Annotated in this window: 20 protein-coding genes; 11 read left to right on the top strand and 9 right to left on the bottom strand. The window is 51.8% G+C overall.

What is annotated here, in order from left to right:
• The first annotated feature begins 418 nt into the window (after nucleotides 1-418).
• The 3 genes from bssS (at nucleotide 419) to acpA (ending at nucleotide 3,746) form a co-directional block, all read left to right on the top strand.
• The gene (gene bssS, locus DW47_RS0113540; protein ID WP_029686959.1) at nucleotides 419-673 is read left to right on the top strand and encodes a biofilm formation regulator BssS; all 255 of its coding nucleotides are present in this window, start codon (nucleotides 419-421) and stop codon (nucleotides 671-673) included.
• Nucleotides 674-767: 94 nt separating this feature from the next.
• On the top strand, nucleotides 768-1,868 hold the full coding sequence (gene solA / locus DW47_RS0113535; protein ID WP_029686958.1) for an N-methyl-L-tryptophan oxidase: 1,101 nt from the start codon (nucleotides 768-770) through the stop codon (nucleotides 1,866-1,868).
• 147 nt (nucleotides 1,869-2,015) lie between these two features.
• On the top strand, nucleotides 2,016-3,746 hold the full coding sequence (acpA, locus tag DW47_RS0113530; protein WP_038027593.1) for an acid phosphatase: 1,731 nt from the start codon (nucleotides 2,016-2,018) through the stop codon (nucleotides 3,744-3,746).
• Between the two features lie 66 nt (nucleotides 3,747-3,812).
• On the opposite strand, the gene trhO is transcribed toward acpA, so the two are convergent.
• On the bottom strand, nucleotides 3,813-4,874 hold the full coding sequence (gene trhO, locus DW47_RS0113525) for an oxygen-dependent tRNA uridine(34) hydroxylase TrhO (RefSeq protein ID WP_029686956.1): 1,062 nt from the start codon (nucleotides 4,872-4,874) through the stop codon (nucleotides 3,813-3,815).
• A 246-nt stretch (nucleotides 4,875-5,120) separates the two neighbouring features.
• On the opposite strand from trhO, the gene DW47_RS0113520 reads away from it, so the two are divergent.
• Complete coding sequence (locus tag DW47_RS0113520; RefSeq protein ID WP_029686955.1) at nucleotides 5,121-6,044, top strand: Kdo(2)-lipid IV(A) acyltransferase; 924 nt, start codon at nucleotides 5,121-5,123, stop codon at nucleotides 6,042-6,044.
• 116 nt (nucleotides 6,045-6,160) lie between these two features.
• Entirely contained in the window at nucleotides 6,161-6,556 is a 396-nt protein-coding gene (locus tag DW47_RS0113515; protein ID WP_029686954.1) for a MysB family protein, read from the top strand.
• A 21-nt stretch (nucleotides 6,557-6,577) separates the two neighbouring features.
• On the opposite strand, the gene DW47_RS0113510 is transcribed toward DW47_RS0113515, so the two are convergent.
• From DW47_RS0113510 to DW47_RS0113495, 4 genes are all read right to left on the bottom strand, one after another.
• The gene (locus DW47_RS0113510; RefSeq protein ID WP_029686953.1) at nucleotides 6,578-6,805 is read right to left on the bottom strand and encodes a YceK/YidQ family lipoprotein; all 228 of its coding nucleotides are present in this window, start codon (nucleotides 6,803-6,805) and stop codon (nucleotides 6,578-6,580) included.
• Between the two features lie 291 nt (nucleotides 6,806-7,096).
• Entirely contained in the window at nucleotides 7,097-7,459 is a 363-nt protein-coding gene (tnpA, locus tag DW47_RS16510) for an IS200/IS605 family transposase (RefSeq protein ID WP_241430762.1), read from the bottom strand.
• Between the two features lie 236 nt (nucleotides 7,460-7,695).
• On the bottom strand, nucleotides 7,696-10,254 hold the full coding sequence (gene mdoH / locus DW47_RS0113500) for a glucans biosynthesis glucosyltransferase MdoH (protein ID WP_029686952.1): 2,559 nt from the start codon (nucleotides 10,252-10,254) through the stop codon (nucleotides 7,696-7,698).
• The gene (locus DW47_RS0113495) at nucleotides 10,247-11,773 is read right to left on the bottom strand and encodes a glucan biosynthesis protein G (protein ID WP_152473176.1); all 1,527 of its coding nucleotides are present in this window, start codon (nucleotides 11,771-11,773) and stop codon (nucleotides 10,247-10,249) included. Before DW47_RS0113495 ends, mdoH begins: the two co-directional genes overlap by 8 nt.
• 265 nt (nucleotides 11,774-12,038) lie before the next feature.
• Between DW47_RS0113495 and mdoC the strand changes: the two genes are divergently transcribed.
• The 5 genes from mdoC to DW47_RS0113470 all read left to right on the top strand — a co-directional run bounded on the left by mdoC (nucleotide 12,039) and on the right by DW47_RS0113470 (nucleotide 18,798).
• On the top strand, nucleotides 12,039-13,154 hold the full coding sequence (gene mdoC / locus DW47_RS0113490; protein WP_029686950.1) for a glucans biosynthesis protein MdoC: 1,116 nt from the start codon (nucleotides 12,039-12,041) through the stop codon (nucleotides 13,152-13,154).
• A 149-nt stretch (nucleotides 13,155-13,303) separates the two neighbouring features.
• Nucleotides 13,304-14,803: a SulP family inorganic anion transporter gene (locus DW47_RS0113485; protein ID WP_029686949.1), complete on the top strand. Its 1,500-nt coding sequence runs from the start codon at nucleotides 13,304-13,306 to the stop codon at nucleotides 14,801-14,803.
• 310 nt (nucleotides 14,804-15,113) lie between these two features.
• Nucleotides 15,114-15,686 (top strand): sugar dehydrogenase complex small subunit, encoded by a 573-nt coding sequence (locus tag DW47_RS0113480; protein ID WP_029686948.1) that lies wholly within the window; start codon nucleotides 15,114-15,116, stop codon nucleotides 15,684-15,686.
• Between the two features lie 29 nt (nucleotides 15,687-15,715).
• Entirely contained in the window at nucleotides 15,716-17,371 is a 1,656-nt protein-coding gene (locus tag DW47_RS0113475; RefSeq protein WP_029686947.1) for a GMC family oxidoreductase, read from the top strand.
• The gene (locus tag DW47_RS0113470) at nucleotides 17,368-18,798 is read left to right on the top strand and encodes a c-type cytochrome (protein ID WP_029686946.1); all 1,431 of its coding nucleotides are present in this window, start codon (nucleotides 17,368-17,370) and stop codon (nucleotides 18,796-18,798) included. Before DW47_RS0113475 ends, DW47_RS0113470 begins: the two co-directional genes overlap by 4 nt.
• 174 nt (nucleotides 18,799-18,972) lie before the next feature.
• Here DW47_RS0113470 and DW47_RS0113465 read toward each other — a convergent pair whose 3' ends face one another.
• From DW47_RS0113465 to DW47_RS0113455, 3 genes are all read right to left on the bottom strand, one after another.
• Complete coding sequence (locus tag DW47_RS0113465) at nucleotides 18,973-19,671, bottom strand: NADPH-dependent F420 reductase (protein ID WP_029686945.1); 699 nt, start codon at nucleotides 19,669-19,671, stop codon at nucleotides 18,973-18,975.
• Between the two features lie 28 nt (nucleotides 19,672-19,699).
• Complete coding sequence (locus DW47_RS0113460) at nucleotides 19,700-20,305, bottom strand: cupin (RefSeq protein ID WP_029686944.1); 606 nt, start codon at nucleotides 20,303-20,305, stop codon at nucleotides 19,700-19,702.
• A gap of 200 nt (nucleotides 20,306-20,505) precedes the next feature.
• Nucleotides 20,506-21,633 carry an MFS transporter gene (locus DW47_RS0113455; RefSeq protein WP_051150968.1) on the bottom strand — a complete coding sequence of 376 codons (1,128 nt, stop codon included), beginning with the start codon at nucleotides 21,631-21,633 and terminating at the stop codon, nucleotides 20,506-20,508.
• A gap of 171 nt (nucleotides 21,634-21,804) precedes the next feature.
• Here DW47_RS0113455 and DW47_RS0113450 point away from each other — a divergent pair, with 171 nt between their 5' ends.
• The gene (locus DW47_RS0113450; RefSeq protein ID WP_029686941.1) at nucleotides 21,805-23,226 is read left to right on the top strand and encodes an MFS transporter; all 1,422 of its coding nucleotides are present in this window, start codon (nucleotides 21,805-21,807) and stop codon (nucleotides 23,224-23,226) included.
• A gap of 29 nt (nucleotides 23,227-23,255) precedes the next feature.
• On the opposite strand, the gene DW47_RS0113445 is transcribed toward DW47_RS0113450, so the two are convergent.
• Nucleotides 23,256-23,840, bottom strand: a complete 585-nt coding sequence (locus DW47_RS0113445) for a 2OG-Fe(II) oxygenase (protein ID WP_161606711.1) — start codon at nucleotides 23,838-23,840, stop codon at nucleotides 23,256-23,258.
• Between the last annotated feature and the right edge of the window lie 25 nt (nucleotides 23,841-23,865).

Genomic DNA, 23,865 nt, shown 5'->3' with positions numbered 1-23,865 from the left:
ATGAGAGGCCACATCAATCCCTAAAATACAAAACGCCCGATGAAGTTCATCAGGCGTTTTACAGACAGAAAGCTGTCAATCTATACCAGGACTAGTCAGTGCCGTTAGCGTCTTCGTTTACCGCTTCCTCTTCAGAAACCTCTGATTCGTTGTCACCGCGTATATTTCCTATCAATAACAACCTTGCTGATCATAAAAGTAGTCATCTTATTTTTCATTAGCTTACTCGCCATCTTTGCATCCCTTACTCGGGATCCGCCGACTAATAGCCGCAATCATAGGGTAAGCCAGCAGAATTTTATGCTAGATTTCTGCCATCCTCAGGCCGGCATGCTATACTGATACGGCTTTGTCTTTACTGGCGAGGAACGAAGTAAACCTCAACCTACACGTAGTTAAACGAGTAACAGGAGGTTTTATGGATAGAGAGAAAGATGTGATCCAGACTCATCCACTGGTCGGATGGGATATCAGTACCGTTGATGTCTACGATGCCATGATGATCCGCCTGCATTCCTTATCTTCTGCAGGACAGACTGAAGAGAATGCCGATGTAGGTCCGACTTATTGGCTGACGACTGATGTGGCCCGCCAGTTTATCTCAATACTGGAAGCGGGTATCGCGAAAATAGAATCTGCAGAAAATACGTTCTCCGCTCCGCAAAAACATTAGTCTCTTACCAACAGGCACCTAAGGGTGCCTTTATTGTTGGTGCTGCCCACCTCTGCTATGCTGCCTGCTTACCTGATACAGGGATCTTATTGTTATGGTTTATGATCTAATTATTGTCGGCAGCGGCTCTGTCGGTGCTGCGACCGGTTACTACACCAGTCGTGCTGGGCTGAAAGTGTTGATGATTGATGCCAGACATCCTCCCCATAGCTTCGGGGGCCACAGTGGGTTGCGACGACTCCCATTTCCCTCCGCTCAACCATCGCCAGCACGTCAGGCGTTAGCAGCACGCAGCCAACAGCTATGGCAAGAATTTGCCGCAAGCCAGCCTTCCTTAATACAGCATAGCGGTGTGCTGTACGCCGCCCCGCCTGATGATGCCCTGCTCGTCGCGGTTCGCCAGAAGTCAGATAGTGAAGCGTTGACTCAGTCAGTGCTACAGGCACGCTGGCCACAGATCAGTCTGCCGGCGGACAGCGAGGCAGTCTTTGACCCTCAAGGCAGTTTCGTTGATGCACAGCAAATAGTCGGCGAGTGGGTGCGTCTGGCCTGTGAACAGGGTGCTGGCCAGTTATTTAACTGCCCGGTCATCAGTATCCAGAGTCACGAGGGCGAACAATGGGTGGAAACTGTTGATGGGGTCTACCGTGGACATAAGGTGCTGCTCAGCAGCGGTAGTCTGTTAAATCAGCTGATGCCAGAGTTACCGATAAATGCAATTCGTCAGGTGACCGGCTGGTTTCAGGCAGATGGCCGTTACAGCGGACATAATCAGTTCCCGGCATTGCAGTTGCGACTGTCGGACGGCAGCCAATACTCTGCATTCCCTAGCCAAGCGGATGCTCTGCCGGTCAGCCGTGAGGACAGCGCTCAATCCTTGTCTTCCGCGGATACCCTACTGCCGTTTGGCAGTGTCGCGTCGGACGGTAGCCAATGTTTCGGTTTTCTGCGGGAAACGCTGAGCGGCGTCGGTGGCTGTCTACGGGGTACGGCTGAATGCTATCAGCAGACCGCCGACGGTGAATGGATTATCGATATCGCCCCACAGAATGCGGACTGCTTAATCATCAGCGGTGGTGGCCGTGATAGCTTGCCATTAGCCCCCGCACTGGCCGATATCGCCTGTCAGTTTGCCCAACATCAAGTCCCTGATTACGATTTAGAACCTTTCTCATTGCACCGCTTCAGCCACTGAAACCGGCAACACTCCGGCCCGCCTTGCTGCGGGCTGCTTTCCTGCTGTGACTGTCACAGTACTGTCAGCATAGCGTCATCGATCTGTCACCCTCGCCTCATAGCATCACTGCGGCTTCTGTTATCAGACTCCCGTAGAGGACTATCGATGAAAAAAAACGACACCCCCCACAACAGTGATCAGCCGGCCCCCCCTTCGGATGGAGCGTTGTCCACTGAGCTTGATAACCCCGCACGTCGTCGTTTTCTGGCTGGGGCCTCAGTATTAGGATTAAGCTCTGGCTTGCTACCGCTGGCTCAGGCAACCGCGGCTAAAACTCCTCCAGCCCAGCGACTACATCAGTTACCAGCCCGTGAGCAGGACCGGCTGTTGCGTCAACATATCCACCATATTGTAGTGATCTATGCCGAGAATCGCAGTTTCAACAACCTGTTTGCCAACTTTCCTGGGGTAGAAAAGCCCCTCTCGTCACTGACTAAAGAACAGTACCAACAACGGGATCGTGACGGTTCACTGCTCAACGAACTGCCACCAATTTGGAAGGGATTAGTGCCTGATGCACAGACCGTCAATCACACCCAGTATCATATCGATCAGCAGGTGCCCTGGTTGCAACACCTACCTAATCAGCCATTTTCCCTGAAAGGGCCAGCGGGAGAATATCTGCCCCAAGGCGTGGTCACCCGGGATCTCTGGCATGTGTTTTATCAGAATCAGATGCAGATTAACGGCGGCAAAAACGATCGTTTCGTTGCTTGGGCAGATAGCGGTGCCCTGACGATGGGCTACTATGCTGACAGTGCTTGGAACCTGCGACTGTGGAAACTGGCGCAACAGTACACTCTGTGTGATAACTTTTTCCAAGGGGCATTCGGTGGCTCTTTTCTTAACCATCAGTATCTGGTGGCCGCTCAGCCACCGGTCTATCCGGATGTATATAACTCTCCGGCTAAAAACTTAGTGGCGACCTTGATGAGCGATGACCCTGCAGATCCGCGCCTCAAACCCTTAGACGCCTCGCCGCACAGTGCCCTCGAAGGGATACCACAGTTTGGTCCCAGTCAAATTACTCCAGACGGCTATGCGGTAAATACCATGCTGCCTCCCTACTGGCCGTCAGGCAGCCGAGACCCGAAAAACCCAGCACTGGCTGATCCGAGTTCGCCGAAAACACTGCCTGCACAAACCCATACCCATATCGGTGATCTGTTATCGCAGAAAGGCATCGACTGGGCTTGGTATGCCGGTGGCTGGCAGTTTGCCTTAGATGATCACCAAGACAGTAAGACGTTTCCACCACGGCCATATTTTCAGCTACACCACCAGCCGCTGAATTATTTTGAAAATCTCGGTCCGCAGCATAAGGAATACCGCCAAACTCATCTGCGTGATGGTGGACTGGGCGACAGTGCTGACACCAACCATTTCCTGGCGGCAGCGGCTGCCGGTAAGCTACCGCCGGTTAGTTTTTATAAACCGCAGGGAAATCTGAATATGCATGCCGGATATTCTGATGTCGATGCCGGGGACCGCCATATCGCCCATATTATTGACGGTCTGCAACAGAGCCCGCTTTGGCAAAACACGGTGGTGGTGGTGACCTTTGATGAGAACGGTGGCTGGTGGGATCATATTGCGCCGCCAAAAGGCGATCGCTGGGGGCCGGGCACTCGAATACCTGCGCTGGTGATTTCTCCTTTCGCGCGCAAAGGGCATGTTGAACATAGCCAATATGACACCGGTTCGATACTGCGGCTGATCAGCCGAGTATTCGACCTTCCCCACTTGCCGGGGCTGACGCAACGTGATCACGCTCTGCGCAAAAATGGCCACCCGCCAATGGGCGATCTCAGTGAAACCTTGGAATTTCCACTGTAACGGGCAAGACTTTGTGATTGCATATAAAAAACGCCTGGCTTGAGCAGGCGTTTTGCTTGTTGAACCTTACTCTGCAGAGTCCGGTTTAACTGGTTGCGGTAGGGTCATTCGTAACACACCGCGAGATTTATTGAAAATTTTATTGCTGGTTTCACGTCCGGCGCGACGGATGCGCTGCTCTTCCGGTGACAGCTGCGACTCTTCCATACACATCGGGCTGCAACAGCCGTGGTATTTTTCGGCACAGGTTGGACATTGAATAAACAGCAAATGACAGCCATCGTTAATGCAGTTAACGTGAGTGTCACAAGAAGCACCACACTGATGGCAATGTGCTAACACATCCTCGGAGATACGCTCACCCATCCGCTCGTCAAAGACAAAGTTCTTACCTTTGAAACGGACGGGCAGCCCCTGTTCACGGGCACGGCGGGTATATTCGATAATCCCCCCTTCGATATGATATACATTATCGAAACCTTTATGGCGCATCCAGGCACTGGCTTTTTCACAGCGGATACCGCCGGTGCAGTACATGACAATTTTTTTGTCTTTCTGCTCAGCTAGCATATCAACCGCCATCGGTAACTGATCGCGGAACGTGTCGGCTGGGATTTCCATGGCGTTGTCGAAATGTCCGACTTCATATTCATAATGGTTACGCATATCGACAAATACTGCATCCGGGTCATCCAGCATCTGGTTGACTTCATCCGCTTTCAAATACTCACCCACGTCGGAAGCATCGAAGCTATCATCGTCGATACCGTCGGCAACGATACGTTCACGTACTTTTAGACGCAGTACCCAGAACGATTTACCGTCGTCATCGAGGGCAATATTCATGCGTAAACCGTCCAGCGCTGGGTCGAAACCGTATAGGGTCTGTTTCATGGCTTCATAGCGGCTGGCCGGGACGCTGATCTGCGCGTTAATCCCTTCAGCGGCCACATAGATACGACCAAACACCTTCAGGTCAAGTAATGCACGGTATAAGCGGTCACGGAACCCCTGGGGATCCTCAATGCGGAAATATTTGTAGAAAGAAACGGTGGTGCGCGGTTCAGTTTCCGCAAGCATGCGCTCTTTAAGTTCTTTATTAGAAACAAGGTTATGTAACACTGGCATGGTGTTCGTTCCTATACGTCGAGGGTTTTTCAAAGGGCGCATATTATAGCGGAATTTACCGACAGGCAAAACGGTTGTTCACCGCAGATTTCACTGTTAATGCTGATAACTCCAGCGCTAGCCGCCATAACAGAATATTACATTGGAGGTTAACGTTTTAGAGTCTGTTAAAAAGTGGCACAATACTGCAGAATTCTGAAAATTACTCCCTGTCCTGACACGGAGCCCGGACCAAAGTAGATAACAATGACCCAATTGCCTGAATTTAACCGAAGCCTACTTCATCCCCGTTACTGGATCACTTGGCTGGGCATCGGCGCCCTCTATATGGTGGTGTTACTGCCCTATCCTGCCATTTACTGGTTGGGGGTGAATCTGGGCCGGCTGTCGATGCGTTTTCTCAAAAGCCGCGTCAAAATTGCCAGACGCAATATTGAACTCTGCTTCCCGGATATGCCAACCGCCGAGCGTGAAGCGATGTTAAAACATAATTTCGAATCCGTTGGCATGGGTCTGATGGAAACCGGAATGGCCTGGTTCTGGCCGGAATGGCGGGTGAAGAAATGGTTTACGGTGTCCGGACTGGAACATATCGACACTGCGTTGGCCACTGGCCGTGGATTATTGCTGATTGGTATGCATTTTTTGACCCTAGAATTAGGTGCTCGTATTTTCGGCATCTATAACCCGGGGATCGGGGTGTATCGGCCTAATGATAATAAGCTGCTGGACTGGCTACAGACCTACGGTCGGATGCGCTCAAACAAAAGTATGATTGACCGTAAAGATGTCAAAGGGATGATCCGCGCGCTGAAGAACAACCAGATCGTCTGGTATGCGCCGGACCACGATTATGGCCGCCGTGCCAGCGTCTTTGCACCGCTGTTTGCGGTGAAACAAGCGGCCTCGACCCGCGGCAGCTATATGTTGATCCGCACCAGTAAACCGACGGTGGTCCCTTTTGTGCCGCGCCGCCTGCCAAATGGTCGTGGTTATGAGATGGTGATCCTGCCAGATGCCAGCGACTCTGTGCCGCTGACCGATGAAACAGCCACCGCGACCCGCATGAATCAGATTGTCGAAGAAGGCATTTTACTAGCCCCTGACCAGTATATGTGGCTGCATCGCCGCTTTAAAACTCGCCCTGAAGGTGAGCCTTCCCTATACTGATGCCCCTGTGCAGAGCTCCGCCTGGGGTCTCTGCACAATTATCTACGCTGCCTTGTTCCCGCGCTGATTTGTTCTATGCTTTAGGTTCATGTTGAATCAGGACCGGAGCATAACCTATGGATCTTTACACTACCTTGCCGGAAGCCATTGAGGCTGCACGCGAAACTTTCCTTTCTGACTATCCCGATTCTGACAGTGATCCGAATATCACCCAGTTTTCGCTGCAAAAGTATGTGATGCAGGACGGCGACTATCGCTGGCAAGCAGAGTTTTTCGGCGAGGACACAACTGAAGAAGGCGAATGCCTGCCGATGTTATTTGACGAAGCAGCGCAGGCAGTGTGGGACGGTGACGTTGACCCGCAGGAACTTCAGCAGGAGTGGCTGGACGAGAACACCCTTCACGAATGGGACGACGGCGAATTTCAGTTAACACCGCCTACCGATACCGAAGAGGGACTGCGTGCCGCAGAAGAGTGGACCGACGACGATACTGAGTCCGAGCGCTGGTAATCTCACCTACCCTATTTCCGCTTACTCGTAGCTGCCGTGTTTGGCATCAACCGGCAGCAATAAGGTATCCATAATCAGCGACAGTGGCAGGTCCAGTACCGTCAGGAAACTCAGCCCACCGCCACGCACATCCCACTGAACGCCTGGATAATACTGATGTCCGTGTCCCTGCCCAGGAACTGTCCGGCTGATGATACTGCCGCAGCCACTCAGTAACAGTGCAGCAACCACTATCATAAACACCTTCATCACTACACCTCTTTGCCAACGCTCAATGGGGGGACAGTGTAGCCTGTTTCTCAACGCGGCAAGGATAAGAAATTTTCTAGATTTTGTTTGGCTTTTGTAAGTATGCACAGTACCAGCCTTTCGGGGTGGCAGACCGATCGAAGGGATAATGACTTAGGCAATAAATATCCTCCGGCATAGCCGGAGGTTTTTCATATGCGCCTAAAGGCTCTACTACTAGCCGCGTCCTATCAGGCGCATACGATCTGACATTTGCATCAACCGTTACTTACGGCCCGTCGCTATCGACAGTTACTCTCCCAGCTTGTCCTGAGACAGTTGATGTCTTATATATTCCTTTATCTTCGTCGTATTTTTTTCCGCCGTATCAACATAATACCCACGGCACCAAAACTCCCTGTTTCGGTATTTAAATTTCAAATCGCCGAACTGCTCATACAGCATCAGGCTACTTTTACTTTTCAAGTACCCCATGAAGCTCGATACACTTATCTTCGTCGGGATCTCAAGATGCATATGGATGTGATCTGCACAACATTCAGCCTCACCAATGTGTACATTTTTCCACTCACACAACTTCCTCAAAATACGGCCTACAGCCCTACGCTTTTCCCCATAGAACACCTGCCGTCGGTATTTGGGTGCAAAGACGATATGATATTTACAGTTTCAGCGGGTGTGCGCTAAGCTTTTTTCGTCCCCCCATTGGGACCCCTTTTGATTTCTTGTTGAACATTTGCAGTTGCCGGACCGCAAGATGTTTTAACAAGTCAAAAGGAGTTTTTATATCCGGCCGAAAGCTGAAAGCTTTACTCCCCCCCAACCTAGCTGGGGGTTTTCTATGCACAAAAAAAATCCCTCCATAGGGAGGGATTTGAGTCGCTTAGCGATTACTGACGCTGAAGACTTTGCGGATTCAGTGTCAATTGCTGATAACGGCTCAGCCACTGATGGTATTTATCGCCAGACTGCCACAAACGGCTGTGTACACGTGCCAGGATCACCGGGTCGCTGATCATCAGCAGACGCTGATCACGGCTAAGTTTTTCCGGCGCGTCGCTTAGCGCCTGATCCACCTGACGATCACGGGCATGGTCCAGTAGTGGACTCTGCACGTGACGAGAGGTCGCCATAGCCGTCGCCAGGGCATTAAATGCCGGATGGAACAGTGCATGCATAAAGCCATTCTCTAGAGCACGCTCGTGGTTCAACTTTAGATACTTATCGGTATCGACCAATTCCTGCGGCGTATTGTACTCTTCTGGGATCAAGAACAGACGCGCACGACGACTTTTCAAACCGAGAGTCGCCCGGCTGGAGATCACTGACACGATCGGCGACAGGATCAGCGAGAAAACAATCGGTGCCAGCCACCACAGGAAATTCAGGTCAAGGGCCCCCATACCCACTGCCCAGACAATACCTAGCAGCATTTGCGAACCGTGGCGGATAAAGGCTTCGCTCCATGGCGTGGCGTCATCATCACGTTGTGGCGAGTTCCACACCGCTTTCAAGCCCAGAAAAGCACTGACCACAAACAGGGTATGGAACAGCATACGCACCGGTGCCAGCAGTACTGAGAACAGCATTTCCAGCATCAGAGAGATAAACAGCCGTACCGGCCCGCCATAGGCCTTAGACCCTTTGCACCAGATCAATATCACACTCAACAGTTTTGGCAAGAACAGCAGTACCAAGGTCGTGGAGAACAGGGCTATTGCCAGTTCTGGGCGCCATTGCGGCCATACTGGGAACAATTGCCGCGGTTGTATGAAGTACAGCGGTTCAACCAGGGTGTGTACAACCTGTAAGGCGGTCGACAGTGCCAGGAACATAAACCATAACGGTGCTGACAGGTAGGACATAACCCCTGTCAGGAACACCGCACGGTGAACTGGGTGCATGCCTTTAACCAAGAACAGACGGAAGTTCATCAGGTTCCCGTGACACCAACGACGGTCACGTTTCAGCTCATCCAGTAAGTTCGGCGGCAGCTCTTCATAAGAGCCTGGCAGATCATAGGCAATCCACACCCCCCAGCCTGCACGGCGCATCAGTGCTGCTTCTACAAAGTCATGGGATAAAATAGACCCAGCAAACGAGCCCTCCCCCGGTAACGGAGCCAGCGCACAATGCTCGATGAACGGTTTAACACGAATAATGGCGTTATGACCCCAGTAGTGGGATTCACCCAGTTGCCAGAAGTGCAGACCAGCAGTGAACAAGGGTCCGTAGACCCGGGTAGCAAATTGCTGACAACGGGCATACAACGTATCCATGCCTGACGCTTTAGGCGCAGACTGGATGATCCCGGCATTCGGGTTAGCATCCATCATCCGCACCAAGCCGGTCAGACATTCACCGCTCATCACACTGTCCGCATCCAATACCACCATATAGCTGTATTGACTGCCCCAGCGACGGCAGAAGTCATCAATGTTACCACTTTTACGTTTAACACGGCGGCGGCGGCGGCGATAGAAAATTTTACCGGCCCCCCCGACATCACGGACCAACTCCATCCACGCTTTCTGCTCGGCCACTGCGATATCGGCATCGTAGCTGTCACTGAGGATATAGACATCAAAATGGTCGCTGTTTCCGGTACGAACGACCGATTCCCAGGTGGCCCGTAATCCCGCGAACACTCGATCAACGTCTTCATTGCAGATAGGCATGATCAACGCTGTGCGGTGTTCCGGATCCAACGGCTCATCCCCGGTGGTCGAATAGGAAATACTGTATTTGTCTTTGCCGATCATTAACTGCACGAAGCCCATTAAGGCGGTCCAGAAACCGGCAGACACCCAGCAGAACAGGATAGCAAACAGTATTAATATCCCCGTTTGCAGGAGATAGGGCAGCAACTGAACCACCGACTCTTTAACACCTTGATTAATCAGTTCAGAAGGATCGAGCAGATCCCAGCCCTGGTAAGGTAAGATGGTTTTCATGTACCAAGTGGCAATCACCGTTTGCACCATGGTCAAGATCAGCAGGATATAGCGACGAATCGATCCCACGGTGCGCCATTTTTCTTCGGCGATACGGGCATCAATGCTAGCCTGATCGTGGTGCGGCCGGTTTTTCGAGCGGCCACGCATGGCATTCCACATCCGACTTAACGGATTGGTTTCCCAGGCTTCTGGATACATACCGGCACGAGTGACTTTCGGCATCGCTTTCAGGGTAGTCCGTTGCAGATCATCTTTTCCGAACTGCTTACCCTGATCGACGGCACCCGGCCACCCCATCTCCACCCTAGAGGAGACCGAGGTCAGTGGCGTATCATCTTCACGGCTGCTGGCAGCATGATCCTGGTGATCCCCCAACTGTTGCTGAAAGCCAGCAAAATCGTCACTGGCGGTGGATTTCAGTTGCGACTGCTCTGCCGCAGGTAGCGGCAGAGCGTCGATATAATTTTCTGGGTTAAAAGTTGATTTATTCATTGGCTGGTAACTGATAGCTCCATGTTTCCGTCAACGTTTTATCGCCGCTGGCTAAGGCAGCGCGCATCTCAGTGGTTTTCTTCGGATCTTTGACCCGCAGGCGTAACACCAGACGCCAGCCCTTTGTGACTGGGTTATAACGTACACTTTCTTCTACTACTTCACCGTTATCACCGATGCTGACTTGAGGAGCCACTTGAGTATCTGCAGGCAATTTACTCATGGCTTTACCTGTAAAATCAATGATGAAAGCGATAGAGCCGTCAGGCTGACGCACCAGATTTGACTGTTTAACATCACCGGCAGAACGCAGAGTATCTTTCACCCAAGCAACGTCCGGTGAATGCAGGCTACCTTCGTCGCGGGTGAAGTTAATACGATAGTTAAAGTCAGCTTCTTTGCCTGGTGCTGGCATTTGATCCGGTGACCAGAAAGCCACGATATTATCGTTGGTTTCATCGTTGGTCGGGATTTCCACCAGCTCAACATGGCCTTTACCCCAATTCCCTTTCGGTTCAATCCAAGCACTCGGGCGCTGATCATAACGGTCATCCAGGTCCTGATAGTGACTGAAATCGCGGTTACGCTGCAGCAGACCAAAGCCTTTCGGATCCTCCAGGCTATAGGTGCTGACCGCCAGACGGCGAGGATTGTTAAGCGGACGCCAGATCCACTCACCGTTACCATTGTGGAGTGAAAGTCCGTCAGAATCATGTAATTCATCACGGTAATTCATGGTCGGTGACGGCTGGTTAGCCCCAAATAGGAACATACTGGTCAGCGGCGCAATGCCCAGTTTGCCTACACTGTCTCGTAGGAAGATTTTGGAACTGACATCCACAGTGCTGCTCTGTCCCGGATGGATAACAAAACGGTAAGCACCGGTGGCGCGTGGCGAATCTAACAGTGCATAGATAGTCAGCTGTTTATCCTGTGGCTTAGGACGTTCGATCCAGAACTCCTTAAAGCGTGGGAATTCTTCACCAGACGGCAGTGCAGTATCAATCGCCAAGCCACGGGCTGACAGACCGTAGGTCTGACCGGCACCAATTACACGAAAATAACTCGCACCCAAGAAGCTGGCAATTTCATCTTCTTTCTTTTTAGTGTTCAACGGGTAAAGCACTTTAAACCCAGCGAAGCCGAGGTTCTTCACCGCGTTGGCGTCATGATTAATATTGCCAAAACTAAAGTAATCTGGGTTGTATTTGATTTCACGGACAGTATTGGCAGTAACTTCATTCAGTTTCACCGGCAGATCAAAGTACATGCCCTGATGGTAGAACTGCAGTTTAAATGGCGTACGCAGTTTGCCCCAATAGTCTTTATCACTGCGAAACTGAATCTGCTGATAATCGGTATATTTCAGATCACGGAACTGTGCAGGCAGGTTACTTTTTGGTGCTTCATAACTTTGTCCAGCCAGTGTCTTTGCTTGTTTAGCCACATCATTTAAATCAAAAGCAAAACTTTGATTGGCATACAGCGCCAGAAAGACCGCAGCACCCATCCAGTGCATTTTGGGTAAACCTGTTTTTTTATGTTCTTTATTAAGCACATCTCCCCCTTACGTGCGTGTGCCTGAAAAATCGCGTTCATAGTAATGGATTATTTGGAATTCTGACAGCGACCTCAGAAGAATGTCGCTAATATCCTGCTGCCAGTGTTTTTTTTCAGAATCTTTAACGAAACCGGCAGCCCTTTTCTCAGGTCTGATACAATTATAGACCGGCTTTAACATTCGCTGTGGCCGGAAAGTTCTAATTTATCTGATGAGTGTAACTATGAGTCCTGCTAAAACCGAACGAGAGTATTTTCTGGATTCCATTCGCGCCTGGCTGATGCTGCTGGGTGTGCCTTTTCATGTCTCGTTAATGTATTCCACCCAAAATTGGACGATAAACAGTGCTATCCCGTCGCTATGGTTAACCCTATTTAATGAGTTTATACACTCTTTCCGCATGCAGGTCTTTTTCGTTATTTCTGGCTATTTCTCCTACATGCTGTATCTACGCTATCAACCGGGACGTTGGCTGAGAGTCCGTTTCGAACGCGTAGGGATCCCCTTTCTGGCCGCGATCCCGTTGATCACCTTACCGCAGTTTTTTATGTTAAAAGATGTGGCGGATAAGTTTCCCGGTTGGGATCAATTTTCGTGGTATCAACGCTATAACACCTTAGTATGGCAACTTATTTCACACCTGTGGTTTCTGCTGGTGCTGCTGTTGCTAACGGCTACCGGACTGTGGTTATTTTCCTTATTCCGCCGCCACCATGACAAACTGTCGGCCTTAACCGTGACTTGGCCTCGTCTGTTTAGCGCCCTCACTTTGGCCGTGTTGCTATGGGGGACCTTCCGCCGACTGATGCTGTGGCAACTGCCTGGGGTATTATCTGACGGATTATTTACCTTGGCAGTTATGCAGACACTGTTTTTCTTGCCGTTCTTTGCACTGGGGGCATTTGCTTGGATTAACCCACAGGCCAAAGCCCTGTTTATCCGCCCGCATCCCGTGCTATGGACCGGTGCTATCATCGCCTTTCTGCTCTACCACCTCAATCTGCATCACAGTGCTGGCGATGGCTGGTTATATGAGCTGGATGCGTTGATTTCGATGGTGATGGGGTTATGTATGCTGAATATCTGTTTCAGCAGTGGTCATCGTCTGTTGAACTACTCTTCCGCCAAGGTCAGCTATTTGGTGAATGCGTCACTGTTTATCTACCTAGTGCATCACCCGCTAACCCTGATTTTTGGGTTGTGGATCATGCCGTTGATCCACAGCGATACCTTAGGCTTTTTTGCTGGGTTGCTGTTTGTGTTTGGCCTTTCTTTTATGTTGTACGAAATTCACCTGCGTATTCCGGTGCTGCGTTTTTTATTCTCTGGAAAAAAATAACTGATAAACAGGTTATCCGGCCGTCACACTGCCGGATAACCTAGGTGATGGATACGCAGTCGCTGCAATATCCGTTATAATCATGCTTTCACCGAGTCCGGCCCGTCCGGCACCTGCCTGAACAGAATAACCATAAGAGTGACCCACAGATGAATCAGGAAACATCTCCTGCACAACCTTCTCCTGTCTCCCCCGGAATTTTTGAGGTGATCCGTAAACCCACCCTGCTAAGTCGTGAGACGTTGGCGGGTATTGTGACGGCGCTGGCGCTGATCCCCGAAGTGATTTCCTTCTCGGTGGTCGCGGGGGTCGATCCGAAAGTCAGTTTGATCGCCTCAGTAGTGATCTGCCTAACGCTGTCATTGATTGGCGGACGCCCGGCAATGGTCAGCGCGGCAGCAGGTTCTGTGGCGCTGGTGATCGCGCCGCTGGTCCACCAGCAAGGTATCGCCTATTTGTTGCCGACGGTGGTACTGGCGGGTTTGTTACAGATTGCCCTGAGTCTGTCAGGAATGACGCGAATGATGCGTTATATCCCACGTTCGGTCATGACCGGCTTCGTTAACGCGTTAGGGTTACTCATTTTCTATGCCCAAGTACCCCATATCTGGGGACAAGCGCCGCTGGTGTGGGGAATGTTTGCCGTGACTTTGGGCATTGTGTTGCTGTTACCGCGCCTGTTTAGCGCGATACCGGCACCGCTGATCGCCATTGTGGTGATCACTGCCGCAGCCTGGAGTCTGGGTTATCGGGTGCCAACGGTAGGCGATGAAGGTCCAATGAGCGCGGGCCTGCCAGGGCTGACGCAATTACAAGTGCCTCTCAACCTGCATACCTTGGCCATTATTTGGCCGACTGCAGTCAGCGTGGCATTAGTGGGTTTGATTGAAACCTTATTGACCGCCAAGATGGTCGATGACCTGACCGATACCCACTCTTCTAAAGCGAAAGAAGCTGTCGGACTGGGCATTGCTAATATTCTGGCAGCTTTTTATGGGGGGATTGCCGGCTGTGCGATGATTGGTCAAACCGTGGTAAACGTTGAACTGGGCAAAGCCCGCAGCCGCCTGTCGACATTGGTGGCGGGGATCGTGCTGCTGCTGCTGGTGAGCGTGCTCAGTCAGGTCATGGCGCACATTCCGATGGTGGTGCTGGCGGCGATTATGATGGTGGTGGCCGTAAAGACCCTCAACTGGCACAGCGTGCGCCCAGCAACTTTACGCCGCCTGCCGCTCTCAGAAACACTGATTATGCTGGCTACGGTGGTGATAACGGTGTCCACCAGTAATCTGGCATTGGGCGTAGTAAGCGGCGTGGTACTGGCCATTCTGTGGTTCGCTCGCCGCATCAGTCATGTGATCACCACCGAACGCGAATTGTCAGCGGATGGGAAGACGGCCACCTATCATGTGCGTGGTACCTTGTTCTTCGCCAGCAGCAATGACCTTTATGAACACTTTGACTACGCCACTGACCCCTCACAAGTGATTATCGATCTTTCTTCAGCAGTGGTGTGGGACACGTCGTCGGTGGCTGCCCTAGATGCCATTGAGCAGCGCTACCAGCGCTATCATACCCAAGTTACCTTGACCGGATTACAAGGCCCAAGTAAATCTTTGCATCAACAGGTCAGCGGTCAACTCGATTAAGCCCACTTCTCCCTGCCGCCGTTGCGTCCCCATGCACGGCGGCCAGTAAGTTTTACTTAAGATTCATTGAATGTTTTTGCCTCACAAAATCGTGTAATTGAAAGATATAAACATTGAATTTTTCTGCAGCCCTTGGCAGCCCTTTGCTATTTTTATATCAGATACTGAGCATCGCTAAGTCAGTATTTACATAAATGTGCAAAACGTGCTTTTTTTCACACATCAATATCAATTATATTTAACAAGCCATTATCCTTTCGTTATAAAGTGTGGTTTCAATCACATAGTCTGACAGGGGGGGGAACTCCTAATGAAACCAGAGTCACAGCAATGTCTTCCATCTGATGCCAGCGAAAATGGTATCGGTTCCAGTCGCAGGGATTTTATCAAATCTGCGCTGGTCATTTCCGCCGCTGGTCTGGCTACGTGCCTGCCACTGCGTAGCTTTGCGGACAGTGTCCCGCGGGGCAGTGATCCGACTCGGGACTTTATTTCCGTGTCGCAGGGGATCACCGAACACAAACATATCAACCCACAATTGGCCGCCCGTTTTCTGACAGCCTTTGATAAGCGTGATGCCCAGTTCGCCAGCAAAATTTCTCAACTGGCCCGACTGCGTCAGCCTTCTGACAGCGCTGTCAGTTTTAAACAGAAAGCAGTGGCAGCCGGTCTTGGCGATTTTCTACAAGAGATACTGACCGCCTGGTACACCGGCACTATCGGCAGTGACTACAAAGGGACACTGGTAGCCTATAAAGATGCCTTGATGTACGCCACCGTCAGTGACGGCCTGGTGGTTCCGACCTACTGCGGTAATGGTCCGCTGTGGTGGACCGAGCCGGTTCCAGACCCGTTAGATCCTGAGTTAATCAACAGCCTTTAATTCACACCTATAAAAAAAGAATTATTACGATGAAAAAACCAGAATTTACTGCGAGTGGCGATGCCTCCGCAGATATAGTCATAGTGGGATCCGGTATTGTTGGCGGGATGATTGCAGACCGATTGGTCAGTCAAGGGTATTCAGTATTAATCCTCGAAGCAGGTTTACGTATCAGCCGTGCCCAGGCCGTAGAAAACTGGCGGAATATGCCGTTTGCTAACCGAGCCGGTTCTGATTTCCAAGGACTGTATCCTCAGTCACCGCTAGCACCTGCCCCACTCTATTTCCCGAAAAATAACTATGTGAATGTTACTGGTCCAAGCGCCGGCAGCTTCCAGCAGGGATATCTGCGTACTGTCGGCGGCACCACCTGGCACTGGGCGGCTTCCTGCTGGCGTCATATGCCCAGCGACTTTGTGATGCAAAGTAAGTACGGCGTAGGTCGTGACTGGGCTATCACTTATGATGAAATGGAACCCTGGTACTGTGAAGCCGAATATGAAATCGGTGTTGCCGGACCGAGCGATCCGTCAATGCAGTCGCCAAGAGAGCGCAGTAAGCCTTATCCTATGGATATGGTGCCATTTGCCCACGGTGATACCTATTTTGCCAGTGTGGTTAACCCTCATGGCTATAATCTGGTACCGATCCCCCAAGGCCGCAGTACCCGTCCTTGGGAAGGTCGTCCGGTCTGTTGTGGTAACAATAACTGTCAGCCGATCTGCCCGATTGGCGCGATGTATAACGGTATCCATCACGTTGAGCGTGCCGAGCAGAAAGGTGCGGTAGTTCTGTCAGAATCCGTGGTCTATAAAATCGATACTGATGACAACAACCGCGTCACTGCGGTGCACTGGCTGGACAACAAAGGTGCCTCACATAAAGCTACCGCTAAAGCCTTTGCCCTGGCCTGTAACGGTATCGAGACCCCGCGTCTACTGTTGCTAGCAGCTAACAGCGCCAACCCGAACGGTATTGCCAACAGTTCTGATATGGTTGGCCGGAATATGATGGACCACTCCGGTTTCCACTGCAGCTTCCTGACAGAAGAGCCAGTTTGGCTGGGCCGCGGTCCGGCGCAGAGCAGTTGCATGGTCGGTCCACGTGATGGGGATTTCCGCAGTCAGTACTCAGCTAATAAGATGATCCTTAACAATATCTCCCGAGTGGTCCCTGCTACTCAGCAAGCGCTGGCGAAAGGACTGGTCGGTAAAGCGCTGGATGAAGAGATCCGTTACCGTTCTATCCACGGTGTTGACCTCTCCATCAGCCTAGAGCCGTTAGCCGATCCAGAAAACCGTTTAACGCTCAGCAAAACCCGTAAAGATCCGCACGGTCTGGCGTGTCCAGATATTCACTACGATGTCGGGGATTATGTGCGTAAAGGGGCGACCGCCGCTCATGAACAGCTGCAGCATATCGGTTCACTGTTTAACGCTAAAGAATTCAATATCACCACTGCATTGAATGCCAACAATCACATTATGGGCGGCACCATTATGGGTAAATCGGCGAAAGATTCGGTGGTAGATGGCAACTGCCGAACCTTCGACCATGAAAACCTGTGGTTACCGGGTGGCGGTGCTATCCCTTCTGCCAGCGTGGTAAACAGCACCCTGAGTATGGCGGCATTAGGACTGAAAGCAGCCCATGATATGTCTCAGCATATGAAGGAGCTCGCATGAAAACCTCCTTTCTGATCAAACTGAGTGCGGCGGCGCTGATTTATGCGGGATGCAGTGCCTTGAGCGCAAATGCTGATGACCTCGACCAGACGCTGTTGAAGCAGGGGCAGGAAGTAGCGACCGCCTCTGACTGTCAGGCCTGTCACACTGAACCCGGCAGCAAAACCGCGTTCAGCGGCGGTTATGCGATTGCTTCTCCGATGGGTGCGATTTACTCAACCAACATCACCCCCGATGTAATGACCGGTATCGGCCATTATACCGAGCAGCAGTTTTCCGATGCCGTAAGGCACGGTATACGAGCGGACGGGGCGCAGCTCTATCCGGCCATGCCGTACACCTCGTACCATATGATGACCGATAGTGATCTGCATGCGCTGTACTACTACTTTATGCACGGGGTCAAACCGGTTCATCGCGTAAATACTCAGACGGATCTGGCATTCCCGTTCAACCTGCGATTCAGCATGAAATTCTGGAATATGCTGTATGCCAACACCAAAGATTACCAGATCGATTCCTCGAAAAGTGCCGAATGGAACCGCGGTAATTATCTGGTCAACGGCTTGGAGCACTGTGATACCTGTCATACGCCGCGCGGCTTTATGATGAACGAGGATACCGATCATCCGCTGGCCGGAGCACCACTGGGGAGCTGGTATGCGCCAAATATAACTTCGGATAAAGTCAGTGGTATCGGTGGCTGGAGCGATGATGAAATTGTTCAGTACCTGAAAACTGGCCGCACCGCCGGGAAGAATCAGGCAGCGGGCGGTATGGCGGAAGCCGTTGAGCACAGCTTGCAGTACCTACCAGACAGTGACCTACATGCGATTGCCACCTATCTAAAACAGACGACGCCTATTCGCACTGAGGGTGAAACACAGCCATCCTATAGTTACGGTTCTTCTGCCACCGATGTCGACGATACAGTACGCGGTATGGCGCCGAACAATGCCCGTGACTCGTTGAAAAGCGGCGCGGCCCTGTTCAGTGGTAGTTGTGCAAGTTGTCATCAGCCTGACGGTGCAGGCAGTAAAAACCAAGCCTATCCATCACTGTTTAACAATACTGCGACAGGGATGATCCATCCGCAGAACTTGATTGCGACCATCCTGTACGGTGTGCAACGTAATACTGCCGATCATCAAGTGCTGATGCCGGGCTTCGGATCGTCCTCGTCGTATGTGGATCATCTGAATGACCAGCAGATCGCCGATATCAGTAACTATGTGCTGCACAATTTCGGTAACCCGAATGTCACGGTTCAAGCCGGTGATGTGGCTTGGGTACGCAAAGGGGGGCATCCACCAGCACTGGTCGCCATGCAGCCTTATATGATACCGGCCATTGTGGTTGGGGTGATCATTGTACTGCTGCTGGTTATCGGTTTCTGCCTCTATCGCAGCCGCCGCCGTAAGGGTTAATCCTTATTCGTCAGTTTTCTTCAAGGGGAGCGCAAGCTCCCCTTTTTCTTGGCTTAATTATCCCGTTACCGCAGTGGTATAGCTAAACACCATCATCAAACTGTCAGAATTGTCTATTAAACCCGCAGATAAAAAAGCCCCAGCCTACGCCAGGGCGCTCACCTCTCTCAGCGGTTAATGATTCAAACGCTGCTGAAGCTGAGAACGGGTTAGGCTGCTGAGGAACAAGTCACTGCCCGGTTGGAATAAGCGGGCTTTATCCAGCCCCCCAGCCACCACGGGATCAAACCCGGCTTTTTCTACCAATTGCGAAACGGTATTTAGGGCCTGTTTATCATCTCCGGCAATCGGTACTGCCAGTTTATCCCCTGAACGATGAGCCTCGGAATCGAGGGTGGCGGCAGCAATGGAATTAAAGCCACGTACCAAGTGCGCCCCTGGGAACAGCCCAGCACTGTAACGACCGACCCCTTGTTTCAGGGCAGCCTGTGCGGTCTGACCATCACGGCCAGGATAAGGGTTGGTGACATCCAGCACCACTTTACCCTTCACATCCCCATCAATGGTTTTTGCCAGCGCCGGTAATGCACCATAGGGCACCGCCAGTACCACAATATTGGCTTTTTTAGCGGTGTCCGTCACAGAGGCAGCAGTGGCCTGATGGCCAAGTGATACGACCTCCTGTTTCAATTCATCAGGGTGCCGAGAACTGATGATCACTGGGTAACCGGCTTTACTCCATAAGGATGCGAGGGTACCCCCCATCTGTCCGGCACCAATCACGCCGATGGTGGGTAACGTCGCCGCCTGTGCTGTGATCATTGTTCCTGCCAGTAACAGCCCAGCACTCAGTAGTGATTTTATTCCTGCCATATAGCCTCCAGTAAGATAACAATAGGGATCACGCGGACTGCCAGAATGACATCAGCGGACGCGGCTGGCCGCTGACAGGGTCCTGATGTGGGTATTCGAGGGTATTGATACGCTGTAGCATTTCGGGGGTCGGTGCTGAGCGACAGATATCCCAATGCTGATCCGGCGGATAGGCACCGATCACCAGAAAATCATCACTGCTACCGATATTGCGGTGGCCGGTTCCGGCAGGCAGCAGCGCCACATCCCCGGCATTAACAGTCACTACTTTGCCTCCCGGGCCGCCCAGCATCAGCTTAGCTTCCCCACCGACAAAGCCCAGCACTTCGTGGGCAGTACTGTGGTAATGATGAAAGTCAAAGACACCGGCCACCCACTGTGGTGGCCAGCCGTTGTGCTGTAAGGCCTGTTCATTGCGGCTAGTGACCTGTCCTGACAACGGTAGTACCTGTCGATAGAGCAATACCGGCAGATGGCGGTTATTCGGCACCCAACCATTGGCGGATAACATAAAGTGCTCGGGCATCAGCGGCGAGGTCGATTCGCCGCGGGCTGCCGCGGTAAGCAGCAGGGGCGCACTGACCGCTATTTGTGACATAACACGCAAAAAATCTCTTCGTGATGCAACAGACATAGTTCTCCCCTTCTGAGTAATGAGACTGACAGGGCATCAGTGTTAAGCCCTGAAGACGGAGTACAACGCATTCGCTGTTATTATTGGGTATAAAAGGTAACCAGCGGTTTGTAAACCTGAGGATGGGAGTCATACGGGGGGAAAAGTGACAGGATGTTTCACCGAACAAGGCCAGAGGTCGCCTTGTTCGGTGTGCAAGATTACGATAACGAAGAGGATTTCAGCCTCAGAGAACACTGATAGACCACCAGCCCAAGGATACCCAATGCGCCGCCGACCCAGGCTGTCGAGGTCCAGCCCATACCAGCATTGATCACCACTCCACCTAAGAAAGCTCCAAGAGCGTTGGCAATATTCAGCGCCGAGTGATTCATTGCTGCAGCCAAAGTTTGCGCTTTACCGGCAACATCCATCAGGCGGATCTGCAGGCTAGGGATCAGTAAAGCAGTGGTGCCAATCATAAAGGTAACGATCATACCGCTGATAACATGCATCGCCATCAATGGGAACAGCACCATGACCACCAGATTCCACACCAGTGCCACGCTAATGGCTTTTCGTACACTCCAGTCAGAAAGACGTCCACCTAGCATCATGCCGACCACCATACCGAGGCCAAAGGCAGCCATTACCCAAGGGATCGCCCATTCCGGCATTCCTGCTTCATGGGCCAGGGTCGGGGTAATGTAACTGAACAGAGCAAACATCCCGCAGAATCCAGCGGAGCCAGTCAGTAGAGTCATCAGCACCACCGGAGCTTTCAGCGCCCCCAATTCCTGCAACGGATGGGCTGACGGATCTCCGGCTTGGTAAGGGACGTAGCGCAACATCATCAGGACACATACCAGTGCACAGACCCCTACCATCAGGAAGGCATAGTGCCAGCTAAGATGGTGCCCGATCCAAGAAGCGAGAGGCACGCCCAGCAGGGTGGCGATGGTCAGACCGGTCATCATCCGGCCAATGGCTTTACCTCTTTGCTGCTGCGGCACCATTGAAGCCGCCACCAGCGACGCAACCCCGAAGTAAGCACCGTGTGGCAGCCCACTGATAAAACGCATCAGGATAAAGCTGTAGTAACCCGGTGCGAAAGCACTGGCCAAGTTACCGACGGTAAACAGCGTCATCAGGCCCAACAACAGATGTTTTCTGGCGAGGCGGGCGCCGGTAACGGCAATCAGCGGCGCGCCAACCACTACCCCTAACGCATAGCTGGTGATGGCATTACCGGCACTGGTGACAGAGCGTCCCAGTCCGTGGGCAACGTCAGGTAACAGTCCCATAATCACAAATTCGCCGGTACCGATAGCGAAACCACCCAGCGCCATCGCCAGCAACGCCAGACCGACATGCAGGTTTTTTGGTTGATCCACGAAAACTCCAATACATTTTATTAAAATTTAATAAACATTTTTACATACATTTATCAGGGCGGAAGCCTTATTCATTAGTTATTCTAGCTTCTCTGCCCATTTTCACATGTCCGGTAAGCAACAGTCATGTCTGACCCAATAAAAAATTCAAATAAATCTGTGTCCGGAGTGGCCCTGCTGGTGGCAGGGGCGTTTTTTATGGAATTCTTGGATGGGACGGTTATCGCCACTGCCCTGCCCTATATGGCAAAGACCTTCCACAGTGATGTGACACGGCTTAACCTAGGGATCAGCGCCTATCTGCTGACATTAGCGGTGTTGATCCCTGTCAGTGGTTGGATTGCCGACCGCTTTGGTGCAAAAAACGTTTTTTCCCTAGCACTGACCATTTTTACTCTATCGTCAGTGCTATGCGGCCTGTGTGACAACCTGTCGCTATTTGTGGCGATGCGTATTCTGCAGGGCGTTGGCGGGGCACTGATGGTCCCGGTTGGCCGTTTAGCCGTGTTGCGCAATACCCCTAAACAGCAGTTGATCACCGCCATTGCCACCCTCACCTGGCCTGCGCTGGTAGCACCGATTATCGGGCCGCCGCTGGGCGGATTTATTACCACTTGGTTTAACTGGCGCTGGATCTTTTTTCTTAACCTGCCGCTGGGTATTATCGCCTTTATCCTGGCGCAGGTGCTGATGAAAAGCAGCAGCGATACCGAAAAACGGCCTTTTGATGTCCGCGGCTTTCTGCTGTCGACCCTGTCCATGACCGGCTTTGTTTGTAGCCTAGAAATGGTGTCTGCACCGGTATCCCGCCTGCTGACCTGTGGATTGCTGATAGTGAGTCTGTTCGGCTTCTGGTTGAGCTGGCGTCACATGAGGCGAGTGCCAGAGCCGATGATCCGGCTCGATGCTCTGCAAATTGATACTTTCCGTGCGACCTTAGTGGGTGGCTTTCTGTTCCGCGCAGCCATTTCAGCCGTACCCTTCCTGCTGCCATTACTGTTTCAGGTCGGCTTTCATCTGGATGCTTTCCATTCCGGATTACTGGTGCTGGCAGTATTCGCTGGTAACTTAGCGATTAAACCGGCCACAACCGTGATCCTCAGGCAGTTCGGTTTTAAGCCGGTGCTGACCGTAAACGGTTTTCTCAATATCGCAGGGATGGTAGCCTGCGCTTTTTTTACCGCGCAGACGCCTCATTGGTTGATCATGCTGGTGCTGTTCTTTGGGGGAATGTTCCGCTCGTTACAGTTTACTGCCATCAATACCTTGGTGTTCTGTGATGTCCCTAAACCGCTAATGAGCCATGCCAATTCACTGTTCAGCACCTCTTCTCAGTTGTCGATGGGGGTGGGTATCACCTTTTGCGCCCTCAGCCTGTGGGCCAGTGATCGTCTCACCGCCCATTCTCATTTTCTGGCGCATCTGCCCGCCGCGAGTTTCCGGCTGTCATTTATCGCCCTGGGGCTGCTGTGTGTACTGGCAATGGCGGATCTTCTGCTGCTGAAAAAAGATGCGGGTCAGCAGGTGGTAAACAAACGGCTAGCCTAATCCCCTCAGCCCAGGGGGGACTCAACACCTTAACTGTAGTAGTAGTCCTGCCCATGATTACGGATAAACCAGCCGGTCAGCGCCATACGCTCGCAACGGGTCGGTTTCACTTCATGGAGGATCTGCTCCGATAAAAAACAGATCATGCTGCCGGCCACCGGTTCAATCAGGTGTTCACCTTCCGGCAGATGGAGACTCAGTTGACCGCCATCCATCGCCTGCCAGTTCTGATTGATATAGACAATAAAGGTCACCGCTCGGCGTTTATCCTTCGCAAAACAGTCGTAATGCGGCTTGTAATAAGCCCCCGGCGGGTAGGTAGAAAAATGAGCCTCAAAGTCATTAAGACCCAAATAGAATTCGCGGTTAAGTAAGGTACGGATCTGTTCGGTCAATGCCAAATAGCGACGCAATGCAGAGGCCTGCTCATCTTTTTCGATCCAACTGATGCTGTCCGAGCGGATCGCTTCATTGATAATATTCTGGAGCCCTTTGCCGATACCAGCCTGTAAAAAAGTCCGTCCATGACAGAGATCTGCCAGTTCGGACACCCATTGCTCATCGAGGACATTCTGCTGGTAGTACCAGCCTTGGTCACACAGTTGTTGGATCAAATTCTGAAAATCCGGCATTGAAGTG

This window comes from Tatumella saanichensis, assembly GCF_000439375.1.
GTDB classification, from domain to species: domain Bacteria; phylum Pseudomonadota; class Gammaproteobacteria; order Enterobacterales; family Enterobacteriaceae; genus Tatumella; species Tatumella saanichensis.
This window is presented reverse-complemented; position numbering and strand designations above follow the sequence as displayed.